Origin of the sequence: Gallaecimonas kandeliae (assembly GCF_030450055.1) — a bacterium.
Lineage (GTDB): Bacteria > Pseudomonadota > Gammaproteobacteria > Enterobacterales > Gallaecimonadaceae > Gallaecimonas > Gallaecimonas kandeliae.
Map to the genome: position 1 here is coordinate 2,188,385 of NZ_CP118480.1, position 21,291 is coordinate 2,209,675.

The 21,291-nt window shown below is 64.1% G+C and carries 21 protein-coding genes; 19 read left to right on the top strand and 2 right to left on the bottom strand.

Annotation, left to right across the window (positions count from 1 at the left end):
• The first annotated feature begins 18 nt into the window (after positions 1 to 18).
• The 15 genes from PVT67_RS10785 (at position 19) to PVT67_RS10855 (ending at position 14,338) form a co-directional block, all read left to right on the top strand.
• Positions 19 to 975 carry an AAA family ATPase gene (locus PVT67_RS10785; RefSeq protein ID WP_301493592.1) on the top strand — a complete coding sequence of 319 codons (957 nt, stop codon included), beginning with the start codon at positions 19 to 21 and terminating at the stop codon, positions 973 to 975.
• Complete coding sequence (locus PVT67_RS10790; RefSeq protein ID WP_301493595.1) at positions 972 to 1,907, top strand: DUF58 domain-containing protein; 936 nt, start codon at positions 972 to 974, stop codon at positions 1,905 to 1,907. The genes PVT67_RS10785 and PVT67_RS10790 overlap by 4 nt, the downstream gene beginning before the upstream one ends.
• Complete coding sequence (locus PVT67_RS10795) at positions 1,901 to 2,353, top strand: DUF4381 domain-containing protein (protein WP_301493597.1); 453 nt, start codon at positions 1,901 to 1,903, stop codon at positions 2,351 to 2,353. The genes PVT67_RS10790 and PVT67_RS10795 overlap by 7 nt, the downstream gene beginning before the upstream one ends.
• Complete coding sequence (locus PVT67_RS10800) at positions 2,346 to 3,317, top strand: VWA domain-containing protein (RefSeq protein WP_301493599.1); 972 nt, start codon at positions 2,346 to 2,348, stop codon at positions 3,315 to 3,317. Before PVT67_RS10795 ends, PVT67_RS10800 begins: the two co-directional genes overlap by 8 nt.
• Positions 3,314 to 5,137: a VWA domain-containing protein gene (locus PVT67_RS10805; protein ID WP_301493601.1), complete on the top strand. Its 1,824-nt coding sequence runs from the start codon at positions 3,314 to 3,316 to the stop codon at positions 5,135 to 5,137. Before PVT67_RS10800 ends, PVT67_RS10805 begins: the two co-directional genes overlap by 4 nt.
• Positions 5,131 to 6,729, top strand: coding sequence for a BatD family protein (locus tag PVT67_RS10810; protein WP_301493604.1), 1,599 nt, complete (start codon positions 5,131 to 5,133; stop codon positions 6,727 to 6,729). The genes PVT67_RS10805 and PVT67_RS10810 overlap by 7 nt, the downstream gene beginning before the upstream one ends.
• 17 nt (positions 6,730 to 6,746) lie before the next feature.
• Positions 6,747 to 7,301, top strand: coding sequence for a sigma-70 family RNA polymerase sigma factor (locus tag PVT67_RS10815; protein ID WP_336407728.1), 555 nt, complete (start codon positions 6,747 to 6,749; stop codon positions 7,299 to 7,301).
• The gene (locus PVT67_RS10820) at positions 7,298 to 8,014 is read left to right on the top strand and encodes a DUF3379 family protein (protein ID WP_301493606.1); all 717 of its coding nucleotides are present in this window, start codon (positions 7,298 to 7,300) and stop codon (positions 8,012 to 8,014) included. Before PVT67_RS10815 ends, PVT67_RS10820 begins: the two co-directional genes overlap by 4 nt.
• 194 nt (positions 8,015 to 8,208) lie before the next feature.
• On the top strand, positions 8,209 to 9,558 hold the full coding sequence (locus PVT67_RS10825; protein ID WP_301493608.1) for an OmpP1/FadL family transporter: 1,350 nt from the start codon (positions 8,209 to 8,211) through the stop codon (positions 9,556 to 9,558).
• A gap of 151 nt (positions 9,559 to 9,709) precedes the next feature.
• The gene (locus PVT67_RS10830; protein WP_301493610.1) at positions 9,710 to 9,979 is read left to right on the top strand and encodes an HPr family phosphocarrier protein; all 270 of its coding nucleotides are present in this window, start codon (positions 9,710 to 9,712) and stop codon (positions 9,977 to 9,979) included.
• Complete coding sequence (ptsP, locus tag PVT67_RS10835; protein ID WP_301493612.1) at positions 9,963 to 11,612, top strand: phosphoenolpyruvate--protein phosphotransferase; 1,650 nt, start codon at positions 9,963 to 9,965, stop codon at positions 11,610 to 11,612. The genes PVT67_RS10830 and ptsP overlap by 17 nt, the downstream gene beginning before the upstream one ends.
• Before the next feature lie 34 nt (positions 11,613 to 11,646).
• Positions 11,647 to 12,153 (top strand): PTS glucose transporter subunit IIA, encoded by a 507-nt coding sequence (gene crr, locus PVT67_RS10840; protein ID WP_301493614.1) that lies wholly within the window; start codon positions 11,647 to 11,649, stop codon positions 12,151 to 12,153.
• A 52-nt stretch (positions 12,154 to 12,205) separates the two neighbouring features.
• A complete protein-coding gene (locus PVT67_RS10845) occupies positions 12,206 to 12,559 on the top strand; it encodes an ArsC family reductase (RefSeq protein WP_301493615.1) in 354 nt (117 codons plus the stop codon).
• Positions 12,556 to 13,683 carry a succinyl-diaminopimelate desuccinylase gene (gene dapE, locus PVT67_RS10850; RefSeq protein WP_301493617.1) on the top strand — a complete coding sequence of 376 codons (1,128 nt, stop codon included), beginning with the start codon at positions 12,556 to 12,558 and terminating at the stop codon, positions 13,681 to 13,683. The genes PVT67_RS10845 and dapE overlap by 4 nt, the downstream gene beginning before the upstream one ends.
• On the top strand, positions 13,652 to 14,338 hold the full coding sequence (locus PVT67_RS10855) for a M15 family metallopeptidase (RefSeq protein ID WP_301493619.1): 687 nt from the start codon (positions 13,652 to 13,654) through the stop codon (positions 14,336 to 14,338). The genes dapE and PVT67_RS10855 overlap by 32 nt, the downstream gene beginning before the upstream one ends.
• Before the next feature lie 126 nt (positions 14,339 to 14,464).
• Here the strand turns inward: PVT67_RS10855 and PVT67_RS10860 are convergent, their stop codons facing one another.
• The gene (locus PVT67_RS10860) at positions 14,465 to 15,325 is read right to left on the bottom strand and encodes an AraC family transcriptional regulator (protein WP_301493621.1); all 861 of its coding nucleotides are present in this window, start codon (positions 15,323 to 15,325) and stop codon (positions 14,465 to 14,467) included.
• 204 nt (positions 15,326 to 15,529) lie between these two features.
• Here PVT67_RS10860 and PVT67_RS10865 point away from each other — a divergent pair, with 204 nt between their 5' ends.
• Entirely contained in the window at positions 15,530 to 16,588 is a 1,059-nt protein-coding gene (locus PVT67_RS10865; RefSeq protein WP_301493623.1) for an NAD(P)-dependent alcohol dehydrogenase, read from the top strand.
• 41 nt (positions 16,589 to 16,629) lie between these two features.
• Here the strand turns inward: PVT67_RS10865 and lpcA are convergent, their stop codons facing one another.
• On the bottom strand, positions 16,630 to 17,208 hold the full coding sequence (gene lpcA / locus PVT67_RS10870; RefSeq protein ID WP_301499686.1) for a D-sedoheptulose 7-phosphate isomerase: 579 nt from the start codon (positions 17,206 to 17,208) through the stop codon (positions 16,630 to 16,632).
• Between the two features lie 151 nt (positions 17,209 to 17,359).
• Here lpcA and fadE point away from each other — a divergent pair, with 151 nt between their 5' ends.
• The 3 genes from fadE to PVT67_RS10885 all read left to right on the top strand — a co-directional run bounded on the left by fadE (position 17,360) and on the right by PVT67_RS10885 (position 21,171).
• The gene (gene fadE, locus PVT67_RS10875; protein WP_336407845.1) at positions 17,360 to 19,825 is read left to right on the top strand and encodes an acyl-CoA dehydrogenase FadE; all 2,466 of its coding nucleotides are present in this window, start codon (positions 17,360 to 17,362) and stop codon (positions 19,823 to 19,825) included.
• 145 nt (positions 19,826 to 19,970) lie between these two features.
• A complete protein-coding gene (gene azu, locus PVT67_RS10880; protein ID WP_301493627.1) occupies positions 19,971 to 20,414 on the top strand; it encodes an azurin in 444 nt (147 codons plus the stop codon).
• A 115-nt stretch (positions 20,415 to 20,529) separates the two neighbouring features.
• Positions 20,530 to 21,171: a hypothetical protein gene (locus PVT67_RS10885; RefSeq protein ID WP_301493629.1), complete on the top strand. Its 642-nt coding sequence runs from the start codon at positions 20,530 to 20,532 to the stop codon at positions 21,169 to 21,171.
• The last annotated feature ends 120 nt before the right edge of the window (positions 21,172 to 21,291 follow it).

The window sequence follows — 21,291 nt, forward strand, 5'->3', positions numbered from 1 at the left end:
AGAATAATCATTAAATCAATGACACGCGCCGCATTTACCCGCCTCAAGAGCCATCTTGACAAGCAAGTGGTAGGCCAGAGCCAGCTTACCCAGAACCTCCTCATCGCCCTGCTCGCCGACGGCCACCTGCTGGTGGAAGGCCCGCCGGGCCTGGCCAAGACCCGTGCCATCAAGGCGGTGGCCCAGGGGCTGGAAGCGGACTTCCACCGTGTCCAGTTCACCCCTGACCTGTTGCCGGCCGACCTCACCGGCACCGACATCTATAGGCCAGAGACCGGCGAGTTCTCCTTCCAGAACGGTCCTCTCTTCCACAACCTGCTGCTGGCGGACGAGATCAACCGCGCCCCGGCCAAGGTGCAGTCGGCCCTGCTGGAAGCCATGGCCGAGCGCCAGATCACCGTCGGCAAGACGACCTACCCCCTGCCCAAGCTGTTCCTGGTCATGGCGACCCAGAACCCCTTGGAGCAGGAAGGCACCTACCCGCTGCCGGAAGCCCAGCTGGACCGCTTCCTGATGCACGTCAAGGTCGACTACCCCGACGCCCAGACCGAGATGGCCATACTGCGCCTCAACCGCCAGGAAGCCATCGAAGACAAGCCGGTACCGGTAGAACCCTTGAGCCAGGAAGAGATCTTTGCCGCCCGGCGCGAGATCTTCAGCCTGCACCTGGCCGACGCCGTCGAGCAGTACATGGTGGCCCTGGTCATGGCCACCCGCCAGCCCGCCCAGGTGGATGAAGAGCTGGCCGGCTGGCTGGCCTACGGCGCCAGCCCCCGTGCCACCGCCGCCCTGGAACGCTGCGCCCGCGCCCGCGCCTGGCTGGCGGGCCGGGATTTCGTGACCCCGGACGACGTCCAGGCCCTGCTGCCCAACGTGCTGCGCCACCGCCTGCTGCTCTCTTACCAGGCCGAGGCCGGCGGCATCACCATGGACCAGGTACTGGATCGTATCCTCTCCCGCGTTCCCTGCCCATGAGTGCGGCCCTGCCCAGTGGCGCCGACGGCGTCACCCTGTGCCTGGAGGAGCTGGTGCCCTACCGGCGCCTGGCAGGCCAGGTCCAGCTCACCCCGAAAACGGCCTCCCGCGCCCACCAGGCCGGCCAGCACCTGGCCAGGGCCCGTGGCCGCGGCATGGACTTCGACGAGGTGCGCCAGTACCAGGTGGGGGACGATATCCGCACCATCGACTGGCGGGTCACGGCCCGTACCGGCAAGCCCCACACCAAGATGTTCCGCGAAGAGCGGGAAAGGCCGGTGCAGCTCATCGTCGATCTCGGCCCCACCATGCAGTTCGGCTCCAAGCTGCTGCTCAAAGCGGTGCAAGCCGGTCATCTGGCGTCGCTCCTGGCCTGGCATGTGGCCGAGCGGGGCGATCGCATCGGCGCCCTTATCGGCAACGGCCTTGGCCACAGGGAGATCAAGCCCAAGGGCCGCCAGCAAGGGGCCCTCGCCCTGCTGCACGGCCTTATCGAAGTGCAGGGCCAGGCTCCCGATCTGCACCACCAGGCTCCCGGCCTGATGAACGAGCTGCTCAGGCGCAGCCTGAAATTGGCCTCTCCCGGCAGCCAGATCTGGCTAGTCACCGACCTGCAAGGCTGGGACAGCGAGAGCCAGTGGCTGCTGAGCCGGCTGCACAAGCACGCCGACGTCACCGTCTTCATGGTCACGGATCCGCTGGAACTGACGGTACCCCAGAGCCGCTTGCCCCTGACGTTGCCGGTACAGGGTCCGGGCCAGAAAGGCCTGCTGCCCATAGGCTCGAACCGCTTTCGCACCGCCTACCAGCGCAGCCGCCTGACCCAGATCCAAGCCATACGCCAGACCCTCAAGTCCCTGGACATCCGCTTTTGCGCCGTCGGCGCCCAGCAGTCCCTGGAGTTCCAATTGGACAGGGTGCAGCCATGCTAGACAAACTCAAAGACATCCACGAACCCCTGCCCCCCTCAGCCTGGCCCTGGGCCCTGGGTTGGTGGCTGCTGCTGGCCCTGCTGCTGGCCGGTATCGCCAGCGCCCTCTTCTGGTGGTGGCGCCGCGAGCACCAAAGCGCCGCCGACCGCCTCCAGGCACGCCTCCAGGAGCTGGGCAACGGCGACGATTTCCTGGCCGCCCTCAACCAACTGCTCAAAGAAGCGGCCTGCTACTACCACGGCACCGCCTTTGTGGCCCCCCTTTCAGGCAAGGCCTGGCTGGCCTTCCTCAAAGACAAGGCCCCGGGCCCCGTCGACAAGCACCTCATCGAGCTGCTGGAAGCAGGCCCTTACGCCAAGAGCTTTCCCATCCGCTACGAGCTGTTCCGGGATCTCAAGGCCTTCAGCCACGACTGGATAGCCAAACAGGAGGGCAAGGATGCTTGAGTTTGAAGCCCTCTGGGTGCTGCTGTTGCTGCCGCTGCCGCTGCTGTGGGCCCTGCTGCCGGCCCATCCCCAGCCCAGCCTGACCCGCCTCAAGGTGCCCATGGCCATCCTGGCCCAGGCCGATGCCGAGACCCAGGGGGTGAGCCGCCGCCTGTTGCCGGCCTGGCTGAAATGGGTGGGCTGGCTGCTGCTGCTGGCGGCCCTGGCCCGCCCCGTCTGGGTCGGCGCACCGGTCAGCCTGCCCGACAGCCGCCGGGAGATGACGCTGGTGCTGGACCTTTCCGGCTCCATGCAGGAAACCGACATGGAGTACGACGGCCACATCACCGACCGTTTGAGCGCCGCCAAAGGGGTGCTGCTGGACTTCATCAAGAAACGCAAGGGCGACCGCCTCGGCCTCATCCTCTTTGCCGATCACGCCTATGTGCAGGCTCCCCTGAGCTATGACCTCAGGACCATCGCCACCCTGATGGAAGAGGCGCAGCAGGGCCTGGTGGGCACCCGCACCGCCATCGGCGAGGCGGTGGCCCTGGCCACCAAGCAACTGGCCGGGCGCAAGGGTAAGAAGAAGGTGGCGATACTGCTCACCGACGGCCACAACACCGCAGGCGGTATAGACCCTCTTGATGCCCTCGCCGCCGCCAAGGAGAAGGGCGTGACCTTCTACACCATCGGCTTCGGCTCCGATTACCAGATCAAGCGGACTATATGGGGCAATAGGAAAGCACCCAATGAAGATCCGCCGGACGAGGCCTTCCTGACCCGCCTGGCCGAGGAGACCGGCGGCAAGTATTTCCGGGCCCGGGACGCCAAGAGCCTGGAGGCCATCTACGGCGAGCTCAACAATCTCGAGCCCCTGGCCGACAACCAGCAGACCTTGAGGCCCCGCAAGGACATCTTCTTCTGGCCCCTGGGGCTGCTGTTGCTGTTGAGCGCCGCCGTGGCGCTGTGGAGGACCCGATGATCCTACTCAGACCCTATTGGCTGCTGGCCCTTATTCCCCTGGCCGTGCTGCTCTGGTGGTGCTGGCAACGCCGCCCGGCCGGCACCGGCTGGCAAAAGCTGCTGCCCCCCCATCTCGCCAAACACCTGCTCACCGGCAGCGAAGGGGTACATAACCGCTGGCCGCTGCTGGTCTTGGCCGGCGCCTGGCTGCTGGCCACCCTGGCCATGGCCGGCCCCAGTTGGAACAAGGACGAGTACCCGCTCTACCAGCTCAAGGGCGGGCGGGTGCTGCTGATGGACATGTCCCTGTCCATGCACGCCACTGACCTGGCGCCGGACCGCCAGACCCAGGCCAAGTACAAGGCCATCGATCTGGTGCGCCGCATCAAGGAAGGGGAAACGGGCCTCATCGCCTATGCCGCCCAGCCCTTTACCATAGCGCCCCTGACCCGGGACGGGGGCACCCTGGAGCACCTGCTCCAGGCCTTGTCGCCGGAGATCATGCCGGCCCAGGGCTCCAGGGCGGATCTGGCCGTCGCCAAGGCCTTGGCCCTCTTGAAGCAGGCCGGCTACCGCCGCGGCGACATACTGCTCTTCACCGACGGCCTGTCGGACAAAGAGGCCAGCGCCATCCGCGACTTGGATCTGGGCCCCTTCACCCTCTCGGCCCTGGTGTTCGGCACCGAGCAGGGCGCCCCCATCCGCACCCTCTCGGGTGAGCTGCTCAAGGACGGCAAGGGCCAGGTGATCATCCCCCAGACCGACCTCAACCTGACCTGCGGCGCCGTCAACGGCCTCTGTGCCAAGGCGGGCCTCGACGACGGCGACCTCGACGCCCTGCTCACCCGCCCCGACGACGGCAAGCGTAAGAGTGACGAGGTGATGACATTGCCCAAGGACGGCGGCCGCTACCTGCTGTGGCTGCTGCTGCCCCTGGCGCTGCTGGCCTTCAGGCGCGGCCTGCTGGTGCTGCCTTTGATGCTGGTCCTGCCCCACCCCAGCCAGGCGGCGGTGCTGGACGGCCTCTTCAAAAACCAGAACCAGGTCGCCTACCAGCAATACCAGGACAAGGCCTACGGCAAGGCCGCCAAGGGCTTCAAGGACGCCAACTGGCAAGCCGCCGCCCTCTACCGCGACGGCAAGTTCGAGCAGGCCGCCCAGCTCTGGGCCAAGGAACAAGGCCCCCTGGCCCGCTACAATCAGGGCAACGCCCTGGCCAAGGCCGGCCAACTGGACCCGGCGATAAAGGCCTACGACGAGGCCCTCAAGCTCAAGCCCGACTTTGAAGACGCCCGCTTCAACCGCGACCTCCTGGAAAAGCAGAAGCAGCAGCAAAAGCCCCAGGATCAGAAAGGCAAGGATAAGGGCAAGGACAAGCAGAAGGACAAGGGCAAAGAGCAGCAGGACAAGGACAAGGGCCGCTCCGGGGACAAGAAGGACGGCGACAAGAGCGAAGATCCTGGCAAGCAGCAGGACAACGACCAGGGCAACCCCCAGGACAAGGGCGACAATGCCCAGAAGCCCAAAGAGCCCAAGGGCGGCGAGAAGGGCAACCAGGACGCCGGCCAGAAGCCCGAGCAGAAGAAACAGGGCCAGCAGAAGGACGGCCAGGACCAGGTCCCTAAGCCCCAGGGGGCCGACGATAAAGGCAAGGACAAGGCCAGCCGCCAACAAGGGCGTCTCGGCAAGGGTGACGGCGACCAGGCCAATGGTCCCATGCTCAACGCCGACAAGCTGCTGGACGCCGTCAACGACGATCCGGGTTACCTCTTGCAACAGAAAATGCGCCGCGCCTATGAAGCGCGGGCCAAGAAAGGGAAGGAAGAACAACAATGGTAAAGCGCCCCCTTTTGCTGCTGGCGGCCGCCTGGCTGGCCATAGGGCTGCCAATGCCGCTGCTGGCGGCCACCAAGGTGGAAGCCACCCTGAACCGCAACCCGGTGCCGGCAGGCGAAGCCGTGACCCTGGAGGTGGTGGTCAATGACGACATGGCCGCCGACGCCCTCGATACCTCGCCGCTGCAAAAAGACTTCATGGTGGGCAACATCAGCACCAGCCGCTCCACCCAGATCAACAACTTCAACGTCAGCCGCGAGACCCGCTGGGACATCAGCCTGATCGCCACCAAACCGGGCCATTACACTGTGCCGGCTCTCAAGGTGGACGACCTGATGACGGCTCCCATCAAGCTGGAAGTGGTGGCCGAAGGCGCCAGCACCAAGGCCCAGGATCTCATCCTCGACACCCAGCTCTCCGACACCCAGGTCTACCCCGGCGCCCAGCTCAACTACCAGGTGACCTTGCTGGTGGGCCAGGCTCTCAACTCCGGGCAGATCTCCGATCCCAAGCTGGACAAGGCCGACATCAAGCGCCTGGGGGACGACAAGGAATCCAGCCAGGTCCGCCAGGGCCGCCGCTACCACAGCTTCGAGCGCAGCTACGCCTTCTTCCCCAAGGACACAGGCACCCAGGTCATAGAACCGCCGATGTTTACAGGCGTGATTGCCACTCAGGATAGCCGCGGCTTCTACCAAAACCGGGAGGTGGGCAAGGTGGGCCAGCCCCAGACTTTCACCGTGCTGCCGGTGCCGGATCCGAGCAAACCCTGGCTACCGGCCCGGGATCTCACCCTCGAAGAGCGCTGGAGCCAGGATCCCAAGGACTGGAAAGTGGGCCAGCCCATCACCCGCACCCTGGTGCTGACCGCCACCGGCACCCAGGCCACCAACCTGCCGCCCCTGGAGATGCCGGTACCGGACCGCCTCAAGGTCTACCCCGACCAGAAGGACCGCAAGAGCTACATCAACGACGGCTGGATGATGGCCCAGCAACTCTCCGCCGCCGCCCTGGTACCCACCAAGGCCGGCAGCTTCACCTTGCCGGAAGTGGACGTGACCTGGTTCGACACCCTGGCCAAGAAATACCGGGTGGCCACCCTGCCCGCCCGGACCCTCACCATAGCCCCGGGGGCCGCCAGCCAGTCACAAGTCCAGCCGCCGCCGGCCAAGGTCGAGACCACAGCAGGCTTCTGGCCCTGGCTGAGCGCCACCCTGGCCCTGGGCTGGCTGGCCAGCCTCGCCTTCTGGCTAAAATCCCGCCTCGGCAAGACCAAGATCAAAGAGAACCCTGAGCAGGAAAGCCCGGGCTGGCTGCGGCTGCGCCAGGCCGTGTTGTCCAAGGATCCGGCCAAGGCCGGCCAGGCCCTGCTGGCCTGGGCCGGCGACAAGTACGGCGTTCATTCCCTGGAGGAGCTGGCCCAGCACCTCCAGTCCCCAGCCCTGTCCCAGGCCATAACCGAGCTGCAAGCCAGCCGCTTCGCGCCCAGCGGCCAGTCCTGGCAGGGTGACGCCCTCTGGCAGGCCTTGCAGCACGCCAAGGCGCCGGAGCCGCCGCCCCCAGGCTCTGGCCTCTACGCCGCTTTTCGCCTCTAGGCCTGAAAAAAAACAAGTTGGGGCGAAAGGGAATAGCCCCCTTACCGGTCGATAAAGCCATGAACACTAGACAACGACGTTTCGAGGCCCTGGTGGGGGCCCTGTCCACCGACCTCTACCGGTACGGCCTCTGGCTCACCGGCGATGTGGCCGTGACCGAGGATCTGGTGCAGGAGACCTTCCTGCGCGCCTGGAAATACCTGGACGACCTCAAGGACGAGAAATCCTCCCGTTCCTGGCTTATCACTATCTTGAGGCGGGAAAACGCCAGGCGTTTCGAGCGCAAGCGCTTCGACATGGCCGACTATGACGAAGGCCAACTGATGGACGAGCACAGCCTGGACGCCGACGGCGAGTTGAGCCGGCTTGAGCTCAGGCGCTGCATGGCTCAGCTGTCGGTGGAATACCGCGAACCCCTGGTGCTGCAAGTGTTGTTCGGCTACTCGGGAGAAGAGATAGCCGGGCTGCTGGAGCTCAATACCAACACCGTCATGACCAGGCTGTTCCGGGCCCGCAACCAGTTGCGGGACATGCTTACCCCTGCCGGCAGTACCAAGAGGGCAACAGAATGAACGAACTGGAATTTAGGCGCCGCCTCCTGGCAGACCCCCAGGATCCGGAACTGTTGCAGGCCGCCAAAGGCAACGACGCCAACAGCCGCCTGCTGGCCGAAGTGCGCCAGCAGGACGCCGAGTTGCAGGCCGCCCTCAAGGTGCCTAGCCCCGGCAACCTCGCCAACCGCATCATCCTCAGCCAGACCCTCAAGGACTTCGAGCAGCGCCAGCGCCGGCGCAGCCGCTGGCAGTTGGGGCTGGCCGCCTCATTCGCCTTCCTGGCCGGTTCCTTCCTGAGCTTTTTCACCCTGGACCGCAACCAGCTCGGCTTCAGCCAGAATGCCCTGGCCCATGTCTACCACGAGTACCCCACCATGACAGGGGCCGTGGACGAACATGCCACCCTGGCCAGTTTCAACAGCAAACTGGCCAGTTACGGCGGCAAGCTGGAACAGTCGGTGGGCCACATCTATTACGTCAACTTCTGCGACTTCGAAGGGGTGTCCAGCCTGCACTCGGTGATGGCCGGGGAAAAGGGCCGGGTGACCGTCTTTTTCGTCGACGCCAAGGCCAAGGCGGGGGAGAAGGAAAAAGCCTACTTTGGCGACGGCAAGTTCGACGGCATGGCCGAGCAGTTGGGCAGCCACCAGTTGATCATCATCGGCGAGAAAGGCGAACCCCTGCAGGACATGGAAAACAAACTCAAGGCCAGCCTGCGCTGGTCGACCTGAGCAGCGGGGCCAAGGCCCCGCTTCCTTTTTAAAGGCCAGGCAGGAAGCCACCCTCTCTCATTTATCGCCCATCGCAAAAATCTGGTCGGAAACACTGGATTTTTATGAGTATTTCTGGAACTTTTGATAGTATCGCAACAGGTCCGCTGAGCGGACTTTCATCAAGGACGTCCATAAGAGAGAGAAAAAATATTATGCAGCTCCTGAAAAAATCACTTCTTGCCAGCGCTATCTTCAGTATCTGCTCTGGCGCCATGGCAGCCGGCTTCCAGGTTACAGAACATTCCGCCAAGGGCCTGGGTCGCTCCAACGCCGGTGACGCCGCCATAGCAGAGGATGCCTCCGTCGTCTCCGCCAACCCGGCGCTCATGACCAAGCTCACCAAGCCGACCCTGACAGTGCTGGGTGCCTACATCATGCCCGACATCAACGTCGAAGGCACCAGCACCAACTACTTCACCACCGGCGGCACCCCCATCTATTCCAAAGAGCACGACGTGGCCCCCAACGCCTTCGTGCCCGCCATGTATTTCGTGATGCCGATCAATGAGCAGTGGACCTTCGGCATCGGCGGCTTCTCCGACTACGGCCTCAAGACCGACTACAGCGCCGAGGCCATGACAGCGCCCCTGGCCGACAAGACCGATCTCAAGATCGCGACCCTGAACCCCAGCCTGGCCTACAAGGTGGACGACAGCCTGTCCATCGGTATCGGTTTCGACATCGCCTACGCCGATGCCACCATCAACTCCAGCATGCCGGCCAACATCCAGAACAGCCAGTTCGCCCCCTTCGCCGGTAAGAAAATTACCGAGATGACAGGTAACGACTATGGCTACGGCTGGAACCTGGGTCTGACCTACAACTTCAGCCCGGACACCACCATCGGCCTGAGCTACCGCTCCAAGATCGACTTCAAGCTGGACGGCCACGTCAACACCGGCATACTGCCGAGCCTGGGCAGTGCCCTGCTCCAGCAGGATCCCAATAACCAGACCGCTAAGTTCCTGGCCAGCCTGCCCGCCAGCTTCAACGACACCGTCAACCTGACCACGCCGGACATCTGGCAACTGGCCCTGGATCAGAAGCTGCCCAACGGCCTCTCCCTCCAGGCATCAGTATTCCACCTGGGCTGGTCCAACTTCGACAAGCTGGTGGCCAATAGCCAGCGCGGCGCCATGCTGCTCAACCAGCCGGAAAACTGGAACGACACCTGGGCCTATGCCCTGGGCCTGACCTACCAGATGACCTCCGATCTGACGTTGCGCGCCGGTATCAAATACGACGAAAGTCCCACCGATACCCAGAACCGTACCCTGCGTATCCCCGACAACAGCCGTACCTGGTACAGCCTGGGTCTGAGCTACAAGTTCAACGACAACTTCGACGTGGACTTCGGGTGGGCTTACCTCAGCATCAACAGCGTCACTGTCCACGAAGGCGAGTTCATCGAGAACGGTGCCCCTTCCCTGACCGGCCAGTTTGACGGTACCGGCGACGGCACCGCCAACATCGTCGGCCTCCAGGCCAACTACCGCTTCTAAGCGCATCGCATCGAAAGGGGGCCAAGGGCCCCTTTTTTATTGCCTGGAATTTGGGCAGGGAACACCGCCGAAGTGGCCCGCTTTTGCGTGCAGTTGGCGGCCAAAAGCCTTAATGGTAATCTGCGGGGGTTTCCCCTGCAGTCAGGTACAGATGGAAAGCTGTTGCATAGAGATCCTGGCCCCCTACGGCCTCCATACGCGCCCTGCGGCCCTTTTCGTGGCCCTGGCGCGCCGTTTCGACGCCGACGTCCTGGTCCGCTGCGCCGGCCTCGAGGCCAATGCCAAGAGCCTCTTCGCCCTGCAGAAACTGCCGTTGGTGAGCGGTGCCACCATAGAGGTCTGCGCCAAGGGCAACGACGCCCAGGCCGCCCTCCAGGAACTTCGCCAATGGCTGGAGCAATTCAATGACGGCCAGCATTAAGGGGATCTGTGTCAGCGCCGGCCGCATCAAGGGCCCTGCCCTGACCCTGCCCGGCCAGGATCTGCGCCTGGATTTCACCCCCTGCAAGGCCGGTGAGCGTGACGGTGAATGGCAGCGCTTCCAGGAAGCCTTGAGCCTGGCGGAAAAGCAGCTCGAAGCCCTGCACCAGCAGGCCCAGGAAAAGCTCGGTGACGACATCGCCGCCCTCTTCATGGGTCTGCACCTCTTGGTCACGGATCCCGAACTCGTCGACGAAGTGCGGGCCCAGATCTTCGACAAGCGCGCCCGCGCCGAGGCCGCCGTCTATCAGGTGCTGAACCAGCAGGCCCGGACCCTCATCAACATCGGCAACGACTACCTGGCCGAACGGGCCGCGGATCTACGCGAACTGGCAGGGCGCCTGGTGCACCTGTTGCAGGGGCGCATGCCCCCTGACCACATACTGCTGGACGAGCCCGTCATACTGCTGGCCGACGAACTCTACCCGGCCCAGCTGACCCTGCTGGACAACGACAAGCTGCTGGGCATAGTCACCCGCAAGGGCGGCCGCCACTCCCATGCCGCCATATTGGCCCGCGCCTTCGGCATACCGGCCCTGGCTGGCTGCGAGGTGCTGGACAAGGTCAGCGACGGCGACTGGGTGGCCATAGACGGCGACAACGGCTGGCTCTTCCACGGTGAGCCCTTGCCGGATTTTCCCACCCACCGCCAGGACGCCCAGCTGGGGGACGCCGAGGTCATTCCCGCCGCCTCCCCCATAGGGTTGGCGGTGAACATCTCCACCCTGGTGGAAGCCAGGCAGATGCCCCGCACCGGCGCCGGCGCCGTCGGCCTCTGCCGCACCGAACTGCTGTTCCCCACCCGCCAGCAGGCCCCAACCCTGGAGCGCCAGACCCAGATCTACCTGCACATAGCCCGGGAATGCAGCCCGGCCCTGGTCACCTTCCGGCTGCTGGATGCCGGCGGCGACAAGCCCCTACCCTGGCTCAACAAGGGCAGCGAGCCCAATCCGGCCCTCGGTTGGCACGGCATCAGGGTGCTGCTGGACAGCCCAGAGCTGCTCGACACCCAACTCAAAGCCCTGCTGGAAGTGTCGCGCCAGTACCCGCTGCGGATCATGATCCCCATGGTCTCGGAGCTGGACGAGGTGCTGGCGGTCAAGGCGCGGCTGAAAGAGCTGGCCGATGAGATGGCGCTGCCGGTGCCGCCGCTCGGCACCATGGTGGAGACCCCTTCGGCGGCCTTGCTGGCCGACGTGCTGGCAGAAGAAGTGGACTTTTTCTCGGTGGGCTCCAACGACCTGGCCCAGTACACCCTGGCCGTGGACAGGGAGAACCCCAAGGTGGCGGACCGGCTCAACGCCGTCTCCCCAGCCCTGGTACGGCTGATGGCGGCCGTGGTAGCCGCCGCCCAGCCCCGCAGCCTGCCAGTCACCCTCTGTGGTGAGCTGGCCGCCAACCCCTTCTACCTGCCGCTGTGGCTGGCCCTGGGCCTCTCCGACCTGTCCATGCAGGGCACGGCCCTGCCGGCCATCCGCCAGCGCCTGCTCAACCAGATGGCCCTGCCGGACAAGGGCGAACTGCTGGCGGCTCGGACCACAGCCGAACTCAGCGCCCTTTTGCAAAAAGCATGATAAGCTTGAAAAAAAACTGACATCGCAGGCAGCCATGGGCCTTCTGGACAAGCTCAAACAACTTCTCGGCGACGGCCCCCAAGGGGACGGCATCGACATCTATGCCCCCGTCAGCGGCGAGCTGGTGGACATAGAGTCGGTACCGGATGTGGTCTTTGCCGAGAAGATCGTCGGTGACGGCATCGCCATCAAGCCCAGTTCCCATCTGGTGGTGGCGCCGGTCAACGGCACCATCGGCAAGATCTTCGAGACCAACCACGCCTTCTCCATCGAGTCCGAAGACGGCGTCGAGTTGTTCGTCCACATCGGCATCGACACAGTGGAACTCAAGGGCGAAGGCTTCCTGCGCGTCGCCAGCGAAGGCCAGCAGGTCAGCAAGGGCGACCCCATATTGGAATGCGACCTCAAGTTCCTTGAAGGCCGGGCCCGCTCCACCCTGACCCCAGTGGTGGTGTCCAACATGGACGACTTCAAGCACATCCGTAAGAAAACCGGCAAGGTCAAAGCCGGGGAAGACATCATCCTCACCCTGTACCGCTGAAGGGCCGCTGCTGTTACCATGCCACCAAGGTAACAGCGGACCCAAAAGCGCAATGACCATTCTCTACGGCATCAAGAACTGCGACACCATCAAGAAAGCCCGCAAGTGGCTGGAAGGCAACGCCATCCCCTACCAATTCCATGACTACCGCGTCGACGGCCTGAGCCGCGACAAGCTGACCGGCTGGGCCGAGACCCTGGGCTGGGAGACCCTGCTCAACAAGCGCGGCACCACCTTCCGCCAACTGCCTGAAGGCGACAAGGCCGACCTCGATCAGGACAAGGCCGTGGCCTTGATGCTCGAGCACCCTGCCCTCATCAAGCGTCCCCTGCTGGCCAGGGGTGAGACCCTGTCCCTGGGCTTCAAGGCCGAAGACTACGCTGCCCTGTTCGGGGTGAAAGCATGAGCGACGTCCTGCAACTGGCGGCTGATCTCATCAGCCGCCCCTCGGTGACACCGGAAGATGAAGGCTGCCAGCAGCTGATGGGTGAGCGCCTGGCCGCCGCCGGCTTCAACCTTGAGCCCATGATCTTCGAGGACACCACCAACCTCTGGGCCAGGCGCGGCACCGAAGGCCCCTTGTTCTGCTTCGCCGGCCACACCGACGTGGTGCCCACGGGCCCCCTGGAGCAGTGGCATACCCCGCCCTTCGAGCCGGTGGTGATGGACGGTTACCTGCACGGCCGCGGCGCCGCCGACATGAAAGGCAGCCTGGCGGCCATGGTGGTGGCCACTGAGCGCTTCGTGGCCAAGCACCCCGACCACAAGGGCTCCATCGCCTACCTCATCACCTCCGACGAGGAAGGCCCCTTCATCAACGGCACGGTGCGGGTGGTGGACACCCTGGAAGCCAGGAACGAGAAGATCAGCTGGTGCATCGTCGGCGAGCCATCCTCCACCAACAGCGTCGGCGACGTGGTGAAGAACGGCCGTCGCGGCAGCCTGTCCGGCTACCTTACCGTCAAAGGCGTCCAGGGCCATGTGGCCTATCCGCATCTGGCCAAGAACCCGGTGCACCTGGCCGCCCCGGCCCTGGCCGAGCTGGCCAATATCGAGTGGGACCAGGGCAACGCCTTCTTCCCCCCCACCAGCTTCCAGATCTCCAACCTCAACAGCGGCACCGGCGCCGAAAACGTGGTGCCGGGGGAGTTGGAGGCCAAGTTCAACTTCCGCTTCTCCACCGAATCCAGCAGCGACAGCCTCAAGGCCAGGGTCATCGGCATCCTCGACGCCCATGGCCTGGACTATGAGCTGGGTTGGAAGCTGAACGGCGAGCCCTTCCTCACCGAATCAGGCCCCCTGCTTGGCGCCGTGCAGCTGGCCATAGAGGAAGTCACTGGCCGCGCCACCCGCCTCGAGACCTCCGGCGGCACCTCGGATGGCCGCTTCATCGCCCCCACCGGCGCCCAGGTGGTGGAGCTGGGGCCCGTCAACGCCACCATCCACAAGGTCAACGAGTGCACCAAGGTGGACGAGTTGGACCAGCTGGCACTCATCTATGAACGCCTCCTCGAGCACCTCCTGGCCTGACGCCGTCCTCACCGGCCGCTATCAAGGCCACCTGGTGGAGCTGGGTGGCAAGCTCTTGGCCGCACCCACGACCCAGGCCTTTGCCGCCTTGCAGCGCGCGGCGGCGAAAGACGGCTTTGCCCTGGCCATCGCCTCCGGTTTCAGGGACTTTGGCCGCCAGGCAGCCATCTTCAACGGCAAGTGGCAGGGCCTGCGCCCCGTTCATAACGACGTAGGCCGGCCCCTGGATCTGGAGCAGATGAGTGAAGAGCAGAAGCTGGAGGCCATACTGCGCTTCTCGGCCCTGCCTGGCGCCAGCCGCCACCATTGGGGTACGGACCTCGATGTCTATTGCCAAGAGGCCCAGGGAGAGCAGCCCCTGGCCCTGAGCCCACAGGAGTACGGCCCAGGCGGCCCCCAACACCGCCTGGCCCTGTGGCTTGCTGAAAACGCCGGCAGCCAAGGCTTCTTCCTGCCCTATGACATCGACCGCGACGGCGTCGCCGTCGAGCCCTGGCATCTGAGCCATATCGAGGCAGTGCCGCTCCTGGAAAGGCTCACCGAGGACAAGCTGGCCGTCGCCCTCACAGGTGGCCAAGTTGCAGGCCTAGAAGCCATACTGCCGCGCCTCGGCGCTCTCTTGGCGCGCTACGTGCAGCGGGTAGGACGACCATGAGCGCCGGCTGGTGGATAGCCCTGGGAGCCCTCGCCCTTATCCTTGGCAACCTCTGGCTGCTTTGGCCCAAGAAGCCCAAGGACATGAATGACCATAAAAAAGGCCCGCAGTAGCGGGCCTTTTCGTTCAGGCGCTACGCCGCTCGTTGTTGGGGCTGGTCCCGAAGTAGCGCTTGTAGTCGCGGCTGAACTGGTTGACGGAGCCATAGCCCACGGCCGCTGCCGTCTGGCCGACGTTGAGACTGTCCTGGCTCAGCAGCAGCTGGGCCTTGAGCAGCCGCAGCCTTTTCAGGTATTGGAGCGGCGAGCTTTGGGTGACGTCCTTGAAGTGCTGGTGGAAGCTGGACAGGCTCATGTTGGCCTGGCCGGCCAGCTGCTCCACCTTGAATTCCTCGTCCAGCTTGTTGTTCATCAATGTCAGCACCTGGACGATGCGGGCATAATGGCCCTGGCCCTGTACCAGGGCCCGCAAAGCCGGCCCCTGCTCGCCCTTGAGGGCCTGGTAGATAAGCTCCCGCACCCGCCCCTTGCCCAGCACCCGGACGTCCCGCTCGTCTTGCAGGCATTCCAGCAGCCGGATGGCGGCCCCTTCCATGGCCGGGGTCATGGCCACCGACGCCATGGGACTGGGGCTGCCCAAGTCCTGCACAGGGCCGCTCTCTCCCACCAGTTCGGCCAGCATCACGGGATCGATGCGCACCGACAGCCCCAGCAGCGGCAGCTGTGGGCTGGCGAAGGTCTCGCACTCGAAGGGCAGCGGCAGCGTCTGCACCAGGTAGTTGCCTGGCCCATAGTGGATCTCCCTGTCCCCCAGGTAGCCCACCTTGTGGCCCTGGGCGATGAGGATAAGACTCGGCTGGTAGATGAGGGGCGCCCTTGGCATCTGCTGGTGGCAGCTGAACAGCACCACCTCGGGCAGGGCCGCTACAGGCATCGCCGCCATGGAGGATTGGGCACCCACCATCAGCGGCTTCATCAGTTCGACCATGGGTGACGACATGGGATACCCCAGTAAAAACGGCGGTTAAAGACAGGATTTATTATGCCAGGGCGGCGCCACCCTGGCAGGCTTAAACAGGCACTTTCGGAGGAATGGACAACTAATCCGCAGAAATGGAGGTGGCCTGGATAGCCAAGCCCAACCACAATGACGGGGCAAATTTCATTCGCCGGAACAGAGGATCCCCCTACCATGGCACAAGCTAAAGGTTACGCGGCCCAGTCCACCACCAGCCCCCTGGCCCCTTTCAACTTCGAGCGCCGTGAACTGCGCGCCGACGACGTGGCCATCGACATCGACTACTGCGGCGTCTGCCATTCCGACATCCACACCGCCGAGAACGACTGGGGCGGCTCCGTCTACCCCGTGGTGCCGGGCCACGAGATCGTCGGCCACGTCACCGCCGTGGGCGACAAGGTGACCCGCTTCAAAGTCGGCGACATCGTCGGCGTCGGCTGCCTGGTGGACTCGTGCAAAGACTGCCAGGCCTGTAACGCTGGCCTGGAGCAGTACTGCCTGAACGGTTTCGTCGGCACCTACAACGGCAAGGACAAGATTGACGGCACCATCACCTTCGGCGGCTATAGTGACAAGATTGTCGTCAATGAGCGCTTCGTGCTGTCCGTACCCAAGGCCCTGGACCCGGCCGCCGCCGCCCCCATCCTCTGCGCCGGTATCACCACCTACTCGCCCCTCAAGCATTTCGGCGTCAAGGCCGGCCACAAGGTCGGGGTGCTGGGCATGGGCGGCCTCGGCCACATGGGGGTCAAGTTCGCCAAGGCCATGGGCGCCGAGGTCACCATCTTCACCCGCTCCGAGAGCAAGGTGGCCGAGGCCCACAAGCAAGGGGCCGACCATGTGGTGATAAGCACCGATCCGGCCCAGATGGCGGCGGCCGCCGGCCAGTTCGACTTCCTGCTCGACACCATACCGGTGCAGCACGACCTCAACCCCTACCTGGCCTGCCTCAAGTACGACGGCGTGCACATACTGGTGGGCCTCATCGAGCCCATGGAGCCCCCCGTCCATGCCGCCAACCTGGTGCTCAAGCGCCGCATCATCGCCGGCTCCCTGATCGGCGGCCTGCCGGAAACCCAGGAAGTGCTGGATTTCTGCGCCGAGCACGGCATCAGCTGTGACGTGGAGATGCTGGATATCCAGAACATCAACCAGGCCTATGAGCGGATGAAGAAAGGGGACGTCAAGTACCGCTTCGTCATCGACATGGCCAGCCTCAAGAAAGGCGCCTGAAAAAAAGCCCGCATCATGCGGGCTTTCTTTTTGGCCGGCCTTCAGGCCATCAGCTTTTCCACCATCAGTATGATGGAGTGGATCACCTTGATGTGGATCTCCTGGATGCGATCGGCATAGCCGAAATGCGGCACCCGCACTTCCACGTCGGCCGCGCCGGCCAGTTTGCCGCCGTCCTTGCCGGTCAAGAGGATCACCTTCATGCCCTTGGCCCTGGCCGCCTCCACCGCCTTGATGATGTTGGCGGAATTCCCCGAGGTGGAGAGGCCGAAAAGCAGGTCCCCTTCCCGGCCCACCGCTTCGACGTAACGGGAGAAGACGAAGTCGAAGCCGTAGTCGTTGCCGACACAGGACAGGTGGCTGACATCGGAGATGGCGATGGCCGGCAGGCCCGGCCTGTTGTCGCGAAAGCGCCCGGTCAGCTCCTCGGCAAAATGCATGGCGTCACAGTGGGAGCCACCGTTGCCGCAGGAAATCACCTTGCCGCCGGCCTTGAAACTGGCCGCCAACAGTTCGGCCGCCTTGGCCACGGCGTCCAGTTGTGCCTCGTCCTGGTGGAAGGCTGCCAGCACCGCTGCCGCCTCGGTAAGCTGCTGGCGCACTATCTCTTTCAATTCCATCTTGGCATCTCGTTCAGGGCTCTCAGGCTGGCGATTATAACCAGCCATACTGAACAAATCCTTCTTGATCCACAGAGCCGTATCCAGTACAAAGTGCTCAACAAGACAGAGGTCTGACCTCTAAGAAATAACGAACCCGTTAAAGGAGGGAATCGTGTTGACTCTCATATGGACTCTGGCGGTCCTCGGCGGTGGTTGGGCTCTGGCCTACCACAGGGCCTCCCTGATGACTTTTACCGTCGCGACCTTCGCGGCCCTGATCCTTGGCAGCCTCTTCGGCGGCTTCTCCGTCTGGCTGTGGCTGCTGGCCCTGCTGGTACTGGTGCCGCTGAACATCACCAGCATTCGCCACAACTACATCTCAGGTCCCTTCCTCAAGCTCTACCGCAAGATCATGCCGGAGATGTCCAGCACCGAGCGGGAAGCCATCGAAGCCGGCACCACCTGGTGGGACGGCGAGCTGTTCCGCGGCAATCCCGACTGGAACAAGCTGCACGCCTATCCCAAGCCGCACTTGAGTGCCGAAGAGCAGGCCTTTATCGACGGCCCCGTCGAAGAAGTCTGCCGCATGGTGTCCGACTGGGAAACCACCCATGAGCGCGCCGACCTGGCCCCGGAAGTCTGGCAATACCTCAAGGACAACGGCTTCTTCGCGATGATCATCAAGAAGGAGTACGGCGGCCTGGAGTTCTCCGCCTACGCCCAATCCCTGGTGCTACAGAAGCTGACCGGGGTTTCCATGGTGCTCTCCTCCACCGTCGGCGTGCCCAACTCCCTGGGCCCGGGTGAGCTGCTGCAGCACTACGGCACCAAGGAGCAGAAGGACCACTACCTGCCCCGCCTGGCCAAGGGCCTGGAGATCCCCTGTTTCGCCCTGACCAGCCCCGAAGCGGGCTCGGACGCCGGCGCCATCCCCGACTTCGGCGTGGTCTGCAAAGGCCAGTGGGAAGGCAAGGAAGTGCTGGGCATGAAGATCACCTGGAACAAGCGCTACATCACCCTGGCCCCGGTGGCCACAGTGCTGGGCCTGGCCTTCAAACTCCGTGACCCCGACGGCCTCTTGGGCGGCGAGGAAGAATTGGGCATCACCTGTGCCCTTATCCCCACCAGCACCCCAGGCTGCGAGACCGGCCGCCGTCACTTCCCGCTGAACGTGCCCTTCCAGAACGGCCCGACCCGCGGCAATGAGGTCTTCGTCCCCATCGACTACATCATCGGTGGCCCCAAGATGGCCGGCCAGGGCTGGCGCATGCTGGTCGAGTGCCTGTCCGTCGGCCGCGGCATCACCCTGCCCTCCAACGCCACCGGCGGCATCAAGTCCCTGGCCATGGCCTCCGGCGCCTATGCCCGAGTCCGCCGCCAGTTCCGCCTGCCCATCGGCAAGATGGAAGGCATCCAAGAGCCCCTGGCCCGCCTCGGCGGCAACGCCTACCTGATGGGCGCTACCTGTGAGCTGACCACCACCGGCCTCGACCTCGGCGAGAAGCCGTCCGTCATCACCGCCATCGTCAAGTACCACCTCACCGACCGCATGCAAAAAGGCATCATCGACGCCATGGACATCCACGGCGGCAAGGGCATCTGCATGGGTCCCGAGAACTACCTCGCCCGCGGTTACCAGGGCGCCCCCGTGGCCATCACTGTCGAAGGGGCCAACATCCTGACCCGCTCCATGATGATCTACGGCCAGGGTGCCATCCGCTGCCATCCCTTCGTGCTGGCCGAGCTGGAAGCCGCCGGCCTTGAAGATCAGAAGCAGGCGCTGCTGGCCTTCGACAAGGCCGTGTTTGGCCACATCGGCTTCGCCATGTCCAACTTCTTCCGCTCCCTGTGGCTGGGCCTGACCGGCGCGCGCTTCAGCGCAAGCCCCTTCAGGGACCAGACCAAGCGCTACTACCAGCAGATGAACCGCTTCAGCGCCAACCTGGCCCTGCTGTCCGACGTCGCCATGGGCGTGCTGGGCGGCGAGCTCAAGCGCCGCGAGCGTGTCTCGGCCCGCCTCGGCGACCTGCTGAGCCAGCTCTACCTGGCCTCTGCCGCCCTCAAGCGCTTCAACGACGAAGGCCGCCGCAAGGAAGATCTGCCGCTGCTGCAATGGGGCGTGGAAGATGCGCTCTACAAGCTGCAGGACAGCCTGGACGAACTGCTGCGCAACTTCCCCAACAAATGGGTAGGCAAGGCGCTGCGCCTGGTGATCATGCCCTTCGGCCGCCCCGTGAGCCGCCCCAGCGACAAGCTGGACTACAAGGTCGCCACCCTGCTGCAACAGCCGTCCGACGTCCGTACCCGCCTGGGCCAAAGCCAGTACCTGACCCGCGTCGACAACAACGTCGTGGGCATGCTGGAACAGACCCTGGAAGACGTGCTGGCCGTCGAGCCCCTGTTCAACAAGGTCGCCAAGGCCACGGATCCCAAGCGTCTCTTCTGGCGCCTGGACAAGGTAGCCGAGGAAGGCCTGGATCTGGGCCTCATCAGCGAGGAAGAAGCAGCCCTGCTCAACCGCGCCGAAGCCGGCCGCCTGCGCGCCATCAACGTCGACGACTTCGATCCCCTCTACCTGGCCGCCAACAAGGAGCTGGTCCAGAAGGAGCGCAAAGCCGCCGGCAAGGCCGCCTGAAGCCCCAACCCATGAAGCTAAAGCCCTGCTATTGCAGGGCTTTTTTTTATGTTCTGATCCCAGAACGGTAAATTTGACCTATAACAAGGCAAGGCCAGGTGCCAGATGCCACCCTGCCAATGACAACACCAAACGGAGGTGAAGAGTGAAAAAAGCGATTCTCGGAGTACTGTTGGCCCTCGGCAGCACCGCCGCCTGGGCGGACGATTGCGCCGCCACCATCGAAGCCAACGACGCCATGCAGTACAACCTCAAGGAAATGACGGTGCCGGCCAGCTGTAAGAGCTTCACCGTGACCCTCAAGCACGTCGGCAAGCTGCCCAAGAACACCATGGGCCACGACTGGGTACTGTCCAAGACCGCCGACTACCAGGCCCTGGCCATGGCCGGCGCCCAGGCAGGCCTCGACAAGAATTACCTGCCCGAAGGGGACGCCAGGGTGCTGGCCGCCACCCCCATCATCGGCGGTGGTGAAGAGACCTCGGTAACAGTGGACGTCAACAAGCTGGACAAGGGCGGCGACTACAGCTTCTTCTGCTCCTTCCCCGGCCACTTCGCGGTGATGAACGGCAAGTTCATCCTCAAATAACGGCCGATGACGCCGCTCGAACCCGGCTTCAATGCCGGGTTTATTTTGCCCCCGTGACGCAGGACTCCCCTTGGTTTAGGGTAGAGGCTGGCAATACCCAAGGATGCCCCCTGCGATGAAATGGCTTTGGCGCCTCTTCTTCCTGACCCTTACCAGCGGCCTGTTGGCCAGTAGCCTGCTGTTCTTCGCCCTCTACCGCACCTATGACCGCCTGGGCATGGAAGTGCCGGTGGCCAGGCTGCGCTTCGAAAAGCTGGACGACCAGCTCTATCAGCTGCACCTGCGCACTCCAGGGCTCTGCCAGGAGCGCAGCTTCCCGGTGCGCGGCGACGACTGGCGCCTGGACGCCCGCTTCATCAAGTGGCCCAACTGGCTGACCGTACTGGGCCTTCAGCCCCAATACCGGCTGGAAAGGGTCGAAGGGCGCTTTCGCGATATTGAACAGGCCAACGCAACGCCGCACCAGGCTTACGCCCTGTCGCCCCAGACCTGGGTAAAACCCGCCTGGCTCGATAGCCTGCACTTTCTGGTGGACAGCGACTACGGCTCTTCTGCCTATGCCCCCATGGACAGCGACAAGGACTATGTTGTCTACCATAGCGCCAGCGGCCTCTTTGCCAGGGCAGTGCCCCAGGCAACAGGCCAGGGCCCCTTGGAACTCACCGCCGACAGTCCCTGCCTGGTGCCAGAGTCCTACTGGAGCCAGGCCGCCACTTGGTTGGATACCAGGCTGAGGGCTCTGCAGGGCGGCGCCTGAGCCTTTTCGACCGGCCGGCGTAACGCACTGTAACGGTTTTTGGGAATGAACGTTCATTCCCTACTGCTATCATGGCAGGCCTTGGAAAACGGCCCTGCCGAAGACAGTCATTTCGAACAC